This is a genomic window from Salmonella sp. SA15303 (genome assembly GCF_029962125.1).
Lineage (GTDB): Bacteria > Pseudomonadota > Gammaproteobacteria > Enterobacterales > Enterobacteriaceae > Salmonella > Salmonella enterica.
This window is the reverse complement of sequence record NZ_CP123924.1, coordinates 4,380,661-4,390,846: the sequence shown is the minus strand read 5'-3', so window position 1 is coordinate 4,390,846 and position 10,186 is coordinate 4,380,661. Positions and strand designations below refer to the sequence as shown.

At 48.2% G+C, this 10,186-nt stretch carries 8 protein-coding genes; 6 read left to right on the top strand and 2 right to left on the bottom strand.

Annotated features, from left to right (window positions below; translation table 11 throughout):
• Positions 1 to 32 precede the first annotated feature (32 nt).
• Positions 33 to 2,099, top strand: coding sequence for an SPI-4 type I secretion system protein SiiF (siiF, locus tag QEN31_RS21530; protein ID WP_000358566.1), 2,067 nt, complete (start codon positions 33 to 35; stop codon positions 2,097 to 2,099).
• A 277-nt stretch (positions 2,100 to 2,376) separates the two neighbouring features.
• On the opposite strand, the gene QEN31_RS21525 is transcribed toward siiF, so the two are convergent.
• Positions 2,377 to 2,658 (bottom strand): YjcB family protein, encoded by a 282-nt coding sequence (locus tag QEN31_RS21525; RefSeq protein ID WP_000719058.1) that lies wholly within the window; start codon positions 2,656 to 2,658, stop codon positions 2,377 to 2,379.
• A gap of 562 nt (positions 2,659 to 3,220) precedes the next feature.
• Between QEN31_RS21525 and QEN31_RS21520 the strand changes: the two genes are divergently transcribed.
• Complete coding sequence (locus QEN31_RS21520) at positions 3,221 to 4,822, top strand: EAL domain-containing protein (protein WP_000083640.1); 1,602 nt, start codon at positions 3,221 to 3,223, stop codon at positions 4,820 to 4,822.
• On the opposite strand, the gene soxS is transcribed toward QEN31_RS21520, so the two are convergent.
• Positions 4,810 to 5,133 carry a superoxide response transcriptional regulator SoxS gene (gene soxS, locus QEN31_RS21515; RefSeq protein WP_000019483.1) on the bottom strand — a complete coding sequence of 108 codons (324 nt, stop codon included), beginning with the start codon at positions 5,131 to 5,133 and terminating at the stop codon, positions 4,810 to 4,812. The two genes, QEN31_RS21520 and soxS, sit on opposite strands and share 13 nt — an antisense overlap.
• Before the next feature lie 86 nt (positions 5,134 to 5,219).
• Between soxS and soxR the strand changes: the two genes are divergently transcribed.
• The 4 genes from soxR to QEN31_RS21495 all read left to right on the top strand — a co-directional run bounded on the left by soxR (position 5,220) and on the right by QEN31_RS21495 (position 10,131).
• Positions 5,220 to 5,678, top strand: coding sequence for a redox-sensitive transcriptional activator SoxR (gene soxR, locus QEN31_RS21510; protein WP_000412686.1), 459 nt, complete (start codon positions 5,220 to 5,222; stop codon positions 5,676 to 5,678).
• A gap of 292 nt (positions 5,679 to 5,970) precedes the next feature.
• The gene (locus QEN31_RS21505) at positions 5,971 to 6,639 is read left to right on the top strand and encodes a glutathione S-transferase family protein (RefSeq protein ID WP_000958575.1); all 669 of its coding nucleotides are present in this window, start codon (positions 5,971 to 5,973) and stop codon (positions 6,637 to 6,639) included.
• Between the two features lie 346 nt (positions 6,640 to 6,985).
• Positions 6,986 to 8,335 (top strand): guanine/hypoxanthine transporter GhxP, encoded by a 1,350-nt coding sequence (gene ghxP / locus QEN31_RS21500; RefSeq protein WP_000106907.1) that lies wholly within the window; start codon positions 6,986 to 6,988, stop codon positions 8,333 to 8,335.
• A gap of 149 nt (positions 8,336 to 8,484) precedes the next feature.
• Entirely contained in the window at positions 8,485 to 10,131 is a 1,647-nt protein-coding gene (locus tag QEN31_RS21495) for a Na+/H+ antiporter (protein WP_001536604.1), read from the top strand.
• Positions 10,132 to 10,186: the final 55 nt, after the last annotated feature.

Below are 10,186 nucleotides of genomic sequence, written 5' to 3'. Positions count from 1 at the left end.
GGCCCCTCACCTTTGGGTGAGGGGGTTTACTTATGGATAAAAAACTAGAACCTTATTATTTAAGTGCGGAAACGGCATTATCTATAGTGTCTAAAAAATTCAACATAAAAATTGACATCAAAGAGGATGATATAAATTTAAGATTTAAAAAGTACGACAGAAATAACACTGACGACTCTATACAAATGAAGAATTTCTTTTTGTCGTTAGGGCTTTCTCTACAGGATATATTATTTAATAATGGTGAAGATTTACTAAATGAGCCTATGCCGATTTTACTATTAACGCCAGAAATGAAGTGGATGGTGTGTGTGAGCGGCGGGCAAAAAATAAAGTTGGTAAACGCGCGCGGTGAACTCTGTTATGTTGAAATTGAAGATGAATATTTAAAAGAGTTATCTGCATTTAGTATACTACCTTTAAATAAAGTTGTTGATAGTATAAGAGTAAAAAATATCATAAAAAACTCTTTATCGATGAACAAGATTTTTTATACTAAATACTTTTTTTCATCTCTTTTTATGGCAATTTTTGCGTTAACTATCCCAGTATTTAGTAATCTGTTCTATGATAAGCTTGTTCCAAGCGCTTCGGTTTCATCTTTATTTGGCGTGGCTATAATTGTTGCTGTATTTATTGTTTTTGAGTTTATCCTTCGTACTTCGAAAGATATTTATCAGTCTATCACAGCAAGGCAGGATGACGTCGATATTGATATCGCATTTCTTGAAGCGGTACTTTATAGTAAAAAGAAAAATGGCAGATCCATGTCATCAGCATTTGTGCTATGGAATGAGTTTCAGAAAATTAAACCCGTTTTATTAAACTCGATCTTTCAACGTATAGCCGATATTCCAATATTTATTATATTTCTCATTGTTATATATGTAAATTTAGGTCTGGTTGTTATTGTACCTATTACCATGTTTATCGTCTCTATTATTATTTCCCTCGTTAACCACCATTATACTAATGAGTTAATGAACAAACAAAAAGAAGGACAGAAGAACAGGAATATTTTTATCTCAGAAGTTTTCTTATCTATTAAAATGATCCATACCTTAAATAATCAAGGTTTACTTTTTGATTGGGTTAATACATCAAATGAACAGTCGTATCTTAACCTGAAGATAAGGAAATTAAATCTTATCTATCAATCTATATTGGGGAGTATGTCATCTATTACCCAAATAACTATTATGGTAATAGCCTTTTTTATGGTAATCAAGGGTGATGTTACTACTGGCGCAATTGTTTCATCTGTCATTGTCTCTGGCCGTATTTCCGGGATCATTTCGAATTTTTCTTCTACATTAATCTCTATTTTATCAGCAGAAAAAACCGGTAAGGATCTGCTTTCTTTTTTTGATGAAGATCAGGCAGAAAAAACACCGGCATTACAGTCAATATCAAAGTGCAATGGCGATATCTCTATCCGGGGCGTGAGTTATCAGTATGATGCTCAATCTCCGATGATTATTAACCGACTGTCTATAGACATACCTGCGGGGCAACGTGTCGCGGTGGTAGGCGAATGCGGAGCAGGAAAAAGCTCATTACTGGGAATGCTATCTGGCTACCTTTCGCCAACAGACGGTGCCATTTTATATGATGGATATAACTTAGGACATTTATCGCAGAACTTTTTTTCTCAGCATTTAAGCGTGGTGACGACACATGATGTTTTATTCACCGGAACCATTGAAAGTAATTTCGCGTTAAAACCGCAAAACGACAGGGGCCGGGTACTCAAGGCGCTTCAGCTGGCGAACTGTGGTTTTATCTTGCAACATCCTATGGGGCTGAAGTTTCCGGTGAATTTTATGGCTAAAAACCTGTCATCCGGACAGCAGCAGCAGTTATTATTAGCACGTAGTCTGAGTAGTGACGCCAGCGTCTTTTTATGGGATGAACCAACATCAAATCTGGATGAGAATACCGAGAAGCAAATTTTTGATAACTTAGATGAGTTTATTCATGGGAAAACGTTGATCATGGTGACGCATCGTCGATATCTGATAAAGTATTTTGACCGGGTCCTGGTAATGAAAGGTGGAAAAATAATCCGTGATTGTTCTCCGGATAAATTATTAATGTAAAATAAGCAGCGCTTGTCGCTGTTATCAGGTGGTACTGCTTAATAAAAAAGACCCGTTGCACAAACGGGTCTTTTTTGTCATTTAACGAGTCGGCAACGTCTTCAATAAGTTTAGCTCGATTCTGTTAGGGCTATTCCACTTGCCATTTTGGGATAACCACACCTGGCGGCCCTCATCAACGGCAATGCGAGGGACGTGATGGTGCGCAAGGCTACCCCTGGCGCGCGATTCCGCGTTGAGATAACCGGTGGGCGACTTCAGCGGCAGCGATAGCCTATCAGGTCAGCACCATCGGCCATTCTGGTGGGGTCTGGCTCATCGTTTCGACCATTACGGCTTCAATGTTATGCCAGATCGCAGCGAGATCCATCATGGTAATACCGAGTAAACCGGTGGCAAACCAGCAGGCGGATACTACGCCCAGACCGCTACTGATCACCGCCAGACCAATATAATCTGATTTACGGAAACGGATATTGAGCGTGCTGGCTAAAAACATGAGCACGGCGCTCAGCAGTTGCCAGCGGAGAAGAACGACACCAGTGGTTATGGCAGCCATGAAACATTTCCTCTGAATAGACCTTTGTCCAGGACAGCACGGCGTTGTTCCCGGGAAACGTGGGACATTCTGGCTATCAACGGACATCACATCAACATCGAATGAAACATTGTTTCTATTTCATTGTTTTTGTGAACTATATCACAAAAACCAGCTTGTTCGCCAGATCGGCAATGTATTTTTTGTGCGTTTTATAACCGTATTTTTTGTGTGACTTCTACGCGTCCGTAGAGAAACTGCCGGAAAGCAAAGATGTATTATTACTACTCTTTTATTTTTTTTCGTGAAATTCAGACCTGATAAAAATATCAAGTTATTTATCAAAAGAAAGGAGTAAAGATGTATACCCCATCGTTTACTTGAGTATAAATCTGATATTATCAAAAATATTTAGTGTCCTGCCTGGTATGCGAAAGAGATTGCGCGTATTTATTAATGGTAAATGTTGATCGGTAAAAGTCTGTTGCTAATATTGATAAATTCATGCACCGTAAACCTCCATTTGGTTCACGTCTTATTTTGCCAACAATAGTCACAAATAATGCAGGGAAATAGGCTGAAAATGAGTCAAAGCACACGACGCAAGGTGTTGAGATTTCTCGGAACGATCATTGTGGTGTTACTTCCTATATTGCTGGCGATCTGGTTTGCTCATATCCGGGCAGTCTCTGAAACCAGAAATCAGTTACATTCATTTGCGCAGTTGGTATTAGATAAAACGGAGCGGGTTATCCTGCAAGCAGATTTAGCCCGCGATGCCGCTGAACAATATCAGGGGCAAGCCTGTACGCCAGCCCATCAACAGCGAATGCTGAATATTATCCGCGGTCGTTTGTACATTAATGAGTTGATTTATGCTAAGGGCCAGCGTTTTCTATGCTCTACGGTTATGACGCCAACAAGTCCTTATTTTATTCCCCGCGCTGACTATAAACGAAAGCCTGACATCGCTATTTATTACTATCGTGATACGCCTTTTTTCAACGGTTATAAAATGACATATATGCAGCGGGGAAACTATGTCGCGGTTATCAATCCCTTATCTTATAGCGAGGTGATGTCAGACGATCCGGCGTTGGCCTGGGGAATGTATGATACGGTGACCAACACCTTTTTCTCCCTGAGTGAACAGGCGCAGGCTGATCAGCTATTACCTTTGGTACGACGGAGTGAACCTGTGTTCCAACAGGGTGAGCGTTTTTATACTCTGGTTAAATCAGCAAAACGACCGGTTGCCGCGATTGTGTCAACCTCAAAGCAACGCTTTTACCAGAACCTCTTTCATCAGCTTACGTTAACGCTACCGTTAGGGATCATCTGTAGCATTATCATCTTATTTATGTGGTCACGATCCCGGCAGGCATATTACTCACCGCGTCGATTGCTGCAACGGGCCATTACCAGGCACCAGCTTTGCCTTCATTATCAGCCGATCATTGATATCCGAAACGGGACATGTGTAGGTGCCGAAGCGCTATTGCGTTGGCCGGGCTATCACGGTCCGGTGATGAGCCCGTGCGAATTTATTCCGCTGGCGGAAAAAGAGGGGATGATTGAGCAGATCACCGATTATGTCGTCGAAGAGGTATTTAATGATTTAGGTGGTTTTCTGGCCGCGCACCCGCATCTTTATGTCTCTATCAATCTCGCTGCCGCCGATTTTCTCTCTTCCCGACTAATTGTGATGATTCATGAAAAAACGCGTCAGCATTCAGTGCTTGCGCAACAGATAAAGGTTGAAGTGACTGAGCGCGGATTTATTGATGTGCCTAAAATGACGCCGATTATTCAGGCGTTTCGCCAGGCGGGATACGAGGTGGCAATTGATGACTTTGGTACCGGCTATTCGAACTTGCATAACCTGTACTCATTAAATATCGACCTTTTAAAAATTGATAAATCTTTTGTCGACACGCTAACCACTAATAGCGCCAGCCATTTGATTGTGGAACATATTATTGAAATGGCGCAAAGTTTGCGGCTAAAAATCATTGCTGAGGGGGTTGAAACGGCTGAACAGGTTAGCTGGTTGCTAAAACGCGGCGTTCAGTATTGTCAGGGATGGCACTTTGCGAAGGCGTTACCACCGCAGGAATTCATCGCCTGGCTACAACAAACGCCCGCGCCTCTGACGATACGCGGGCAGACGCCCTACAGGCGGTGACGGTAATCGCTGGGAGTGCGATCGAACTCGCGGCGGAATACACGCGAGAAGGTTTGCTGCGATACATAGCCCAGGTCCATCGCGATATCAAAAATCGGGCGCTCGGTCGTTCGTAGCTCAACGGCCGCCAACAGGAGACGGCGCTGGCGAATATACTCGCCTAATGTTTGATGCGTTACCGTACGAAACATCCGCTGCAAATACCACTTGGAGTAGCCCGATTTTTTTGCCACCACATCAATGTTTAGCGGTTGGTCGATATGTTCATCAATCCATTCGATAAGGGTCTGAATTATCTGCTGATGCGACATATTGTTGCCTCTTAAACAGTATTCGATTCGTCGTTTTGTCTGCGGGCGAGTATAATTCCTCAAGTTAACTTGAGGTAAAGCGATTTATGGAAAAAAAATCTCCCCGTTTAAAAGCCTTACTGACGCCGGGGGAAGTTGCGAAACGTAGCGGTGTTGCTGTGTCCGCCCTGCACTTCTATGAAAGCAAAGGGCTAATTACCAGTATCCGTAATAGCGGTAACCAACGGCGATACAAGCGTGACGTGTTGCGTTATGTCGCGATTATCAAGATCGCCCAGCGTATCGGCATCCCGCTGGCAACTATCGGCGACGCGTTTGGTATCTTGCCGGAAGGACATACGTTAAGCGCGAAAGAGTGGAAGCAGCTCTCATCGCAGTGGCGCGAAGAGTTAGACCGACGTATTCATACGCTGGTGGCGTTGCGCGATGAGCTGGACGGTTGTATCGGCTGCGGCTGTTTATCGCGTAGCGACTGTCCGCTGCGAAATCCAGGCGACAGGCTTGGCGAACACGGGACGGGCGCCCGGCTGCTTGAAGATGATTAACATGCACTCGGCCATCGGGCTGAGCTCACCTAAAACTAAAGCGCCGCTAAGGGCGCTTTAGTTTGTTTCCGGTCTTTGTCTTTCGCTCTATCCCGCTGATTACAGGAGGGTTTCCCCCGACGTCAACACCCCTCATATCGAGCACGTGGTGGAGGTTCCGGTTTGTGTTGATACTGTAAGTGTAAGCGACGACGCCCTGTTCGCCAGCGAAATGCTGATTTTTTAGCCGAAATTTTTACGGCAACTGCCATAATTTTCTATAGTTAGTTGGCATACCTTACAGGAGACAGCCATGCTGACGGTGCACCATTTAAATCAGTCTCGTTCGCAGCGCATCTTGTGGGCGCTGGAAGAGCTGGCGTTGCCTTACCAGATTGTGCGTTACCAGCGTGAAAAGACCATGCTGGCGCCGCCGGCATTGAAAAAAGTGCATCCGCTGGGCAAGTCTCCGGTTATCGAAGATCACGGTATGGTTATTGCGGAATCGGGCGCCATCCTGGAATATTTGCAGGACACTTACGACAGTATCGGACGCTTTAAACCTGCGGATGCGCAGGGGAAACAACACTATCGCTTCTGGCTACATTACGCTGAAGGTTCTCTCATGCCCTTGCTATTGATGAGACTGCTCTTTACCTCTCTGGGTAAACCGCCGGTACCATTGGGCCTGCGAACGTTGGGCGGCGTTATCGGTAAGGGCGCGCAAAAAGCGTACCTCAATCCGCAACTGGAAACCCATGCGCGCTTTATTGACGGGCATCTGGCAAATCACCCCTGGTTTGCCGGAGAGCAGTTAAGTATGGCGGATATCCAGATGAGCTTCCCGCTATTTGCGCTGCTTGCCCGAGGCGGAATCGCTCATCTCGACCATATCAACGCATGGAAAGCGCGGGTAGAAATGCGTCCAGCCTGGCAGCGAGCGATTCAGCAGGGCGGTCCGTTTACCATTCCCGGCGGATAATGGCGTTTTTGTGAGCAGATTGCGCAACGTATTTGCTAACAGCGATGCGAAAAATTGTTGCTGGATTGCGCAGGGACGATAACGTTTGCGCATCGTCTGGCGATTTATTGAGCATACTAAGCAGAAAAGCATAAAAAGCGGCAAAGTTCAGTTGAAAAAGCGTTGATGATCGCTGGATAATCGTTTGCTTTTTTTTGCCACCCGTTTTGTATACGTGGAGCTAAACGTTTGCTTTTTTGCGGCGCCCCGGTTGTCGTAAATGTAGCACAAGGAGATAACGTTGCGCTGTTAGTGGATTACCTCCCACGTATACCGACGAATAATAAATTCTCAGGGGATGTTTTCTATGTCTACGCCTTCAGCGCGTACCGGCGGTTCACTCGACGCCTGGTTTAAAATTTCACAACGCGGGAGCACCGTTCGCCAGGAAGTCGTTGCTGGCTTAACCACGTTTCTCGCGATGGTTTACTCCGTCATCGTGGTGCCAGGGATGCTGGGTAAAGCCGGGTTCCCGCCTGCTGCCGTCTTTGTAGCGACCTGCCTGGTCGCAGGCGTCGGCTCTATTGTTATGGGGCTTTGGGCGAATCTGCCGCTGGCTATCGGTTGCGCTATCTCGTTGACGGCGTTTACCGCGTTTAGCTTGGTCCTGGGGCAGCATATTAGCGTCCCGGTCGCGCTTGGCGCCGTATTCCTGATGGGCGTACTGTTTACCGTTATCTCCGCCACCGGCATTCGTAGCTGGATTTTGCGTAACTTGCCGCAGGGCGTGGCCCACGGAACCGGTATCGGTATTGGCCTGTTTTTGTTGCTGATTGCCGCCAACGGCGTCGGCCTGGTCATTAAAAACCCGCTGGATGGCCTGCCGGTCGCGCTGGGCGATTTCGATACCTTCCCGGTGATTATGTCGCTTGTGGGTCTGGCTGTTATTCTCGGTCTGGAAAAGCTGAAAGTCCCCGGCGGCATTCTGTTGACCATTATTGGCATTTCTATTGTGGGTTTGCTCTTCGATCCTAACGTCCATTTTTCCGGCATTTTCGCCATGCCTTCGTTGAGCGATGAAAACGGCAACTCGCTGATCGGCAGCCTGGATATTATGGGCGCGTTAAACCCTGTCGTTCTGCCAAGCGTACTGGCGCTGGTGATGACGGCGGTGTTTGATGCGACCGGCACGATTCGTGCGGTCGCAGGGCAGGCTAATCTGCTGGACAAAGACGGACAAATTATCGATGGCGGCAAAGCGCTAACCACCGACTCACTGAGTAGCGTTTTCTCCGGCCTGGTCGGGGCGGCGCCAGCCGCGGTGTATATCGAGTCTGCGGCCGGTACGGCGGCGGGCGGTAAAACGGGCCTGACGGCGATTACCGTGGGCGTGCTGTTTTTGCTGATCCTGTTTCTTTCGCCGCTCTCTTATCTCGTTCCCGTCTATGCAACTGCCCCGGCGCTCATGTATGTCGGTCTGCTGATGCTGAGTAACGTGGCGAAAATCGATTTTGCTGATTTCGTCGATGCGATGGCGGGGCTGGTAACGGCCGTATTTATTGTACTGACCTGTAACATCGTCACCGGGATTATGATCGGCTTTGCCACGCTGGTCGTCGGGCGTCTGGTTTCCGGCGAATGGCGTAAACTGAATATCGGGACTGTCGTCATTGCGGTCGCGCTGGTCGCTTTTTATGCCGGCGGCTGGGCTATCTAGCTCTGCCTTCATTCTGAAAAACGGGCGGCGTTGGCCGCCCGTTTTCATTTTCAGGACACATCACGTTACCTTTTGCGTTAATCTGAAGAAGGTGAAACCGAGGCATGATGCCTCTCTCCATCATAAAAAACATCGCAAACAGGGAACGCATGGAAATTTTCTTCACAATACTCATCATGACCCTTGTGGTCTCGCTGTCGGGGGTATTTACGCGTGTATTACCCTTCCAGCTTCCTTTACCCCTTATGCAGATCGCCGTTGGCGCGCTGTTGGCGTGGCCGACGTTTGGTTTGCATGTGGAATTCGACCCGGAACTCTTCCTGGTGCTGTTTATTCCGCCGCTGCTGTTTGCGGATGGCTGGAAAACGCCGACCCGTGAATTTCTTGAGCATGGACGAGAGATTTTCGGGCTGGCGCTGGCGCTGGTCCTGGTAACGGTCGTTGGAATCGGCTTCCTGATTTATTGGCTGGTGCCCGGCATTCCGCTGATCCCCGCCTTTGCACTGGCCGCCGTGCTGTCGCCGACCGATGCGGTAGCGCTCTCCGGAATTGTGGGCGAGGGGCGTATCCCGAAAAAAATCATGGGCATTCTGCAGGGAGAGGCGTTAATGAACGACGCCTCCGGTCTGGTATCGCTGAAATTCGCCGTCGCGGTGGCGATGGGGACGATGGTCTTTACCGTCGGCGGCGCGACGCTGGAATTTTTTAAGGTCGCTATCGGCGGTATTCTGGCGGGTTTTGTAGTCAGTTGGCTGTATGGCCGCTCGCTGCGTTTTTTGAGCCGCTGGGGTGGCGATGAACCCGCGACTCAAATCGTCCTGCTGTTTCTGCTGCCCTTCGCGTCTTACCTGATTGCCGAACATATTGGCGTCTCAGGCATCCTGGCCGCGGTTGCCGCCGGGATGACCATCACCCGTTCTGGCGTAATGCGCCGCGCGCCGCTGGCAATGCGTTTGCGCGCGAACAGTACCTGGGCGATGCTGGAATTTGTCTTTAACGGTATGGTCTTTCTGCTGTTGGGACTGCAATTGCCAGGGATTCTGGAATCTTCGCTGGCGGCGGCGGAAGCTGACCCGAATGTCGAAACCTGGATGCTCTTTACCGATATCGTGCTGATTTATGCGGCATTGATGCTGGTTCGCTTCGGCTGGCTGTGGACCATGAAAAAGTTCAGCCTGCGCTTTTTGAAGAAGAAACCGATGGAGTTCGCCAGCTGGACGTCGCGTGAAATTCTGATTGCTTCCTTCGCTGGCGTTCGTGGGGCGATCACCCTGGCTGGTGTGCTCTCTATACCGTTACTTTTGCCGGATGGCAGCGGATTTCCGGCGCGTTATGAACTGGTATTCCTGGCGGCTGGCGTCATTCTGTTCTCGTTATTTGTCGGCGTGATCATGCTGCCGCTGCTGTTGCAACATCTGGAAGTCGCCGATCATGCGCAACAGTTGAAAGAGGAGCGTATCGCCCGCGCGGCGACGGCGGAAGTGGCGATTGTCGCCATTCAGAAAATGGAAGAGCGTCTGGCGGCGGATACCGAAGAAAACATCGATAATCAGTTGCTTACTGAAGTAAGCTCACGTGTCATTGGTAACTTGCGTCGCCGTGCCGATGGGCGAAACGATGTCGAAAGCTCCATACAGGAAGAAAACCTGGAGCGACGTTTCCGTCTGGCGGCGCTGCGTTCCGAGCGCGCCGAGTTGTATCATCTGCGCGCCACGCGAGAAATCAGCAATGAAACATTGCAAAAGCTGCTGCACGACCTGGATTTGATGGAAGCGCTACTGATAGAAAATCAGTAGTCCTTGTGGCCCGGTGGCGCCATGCTTTCCGGGCCTACAAGTAGGCCGGATAAGG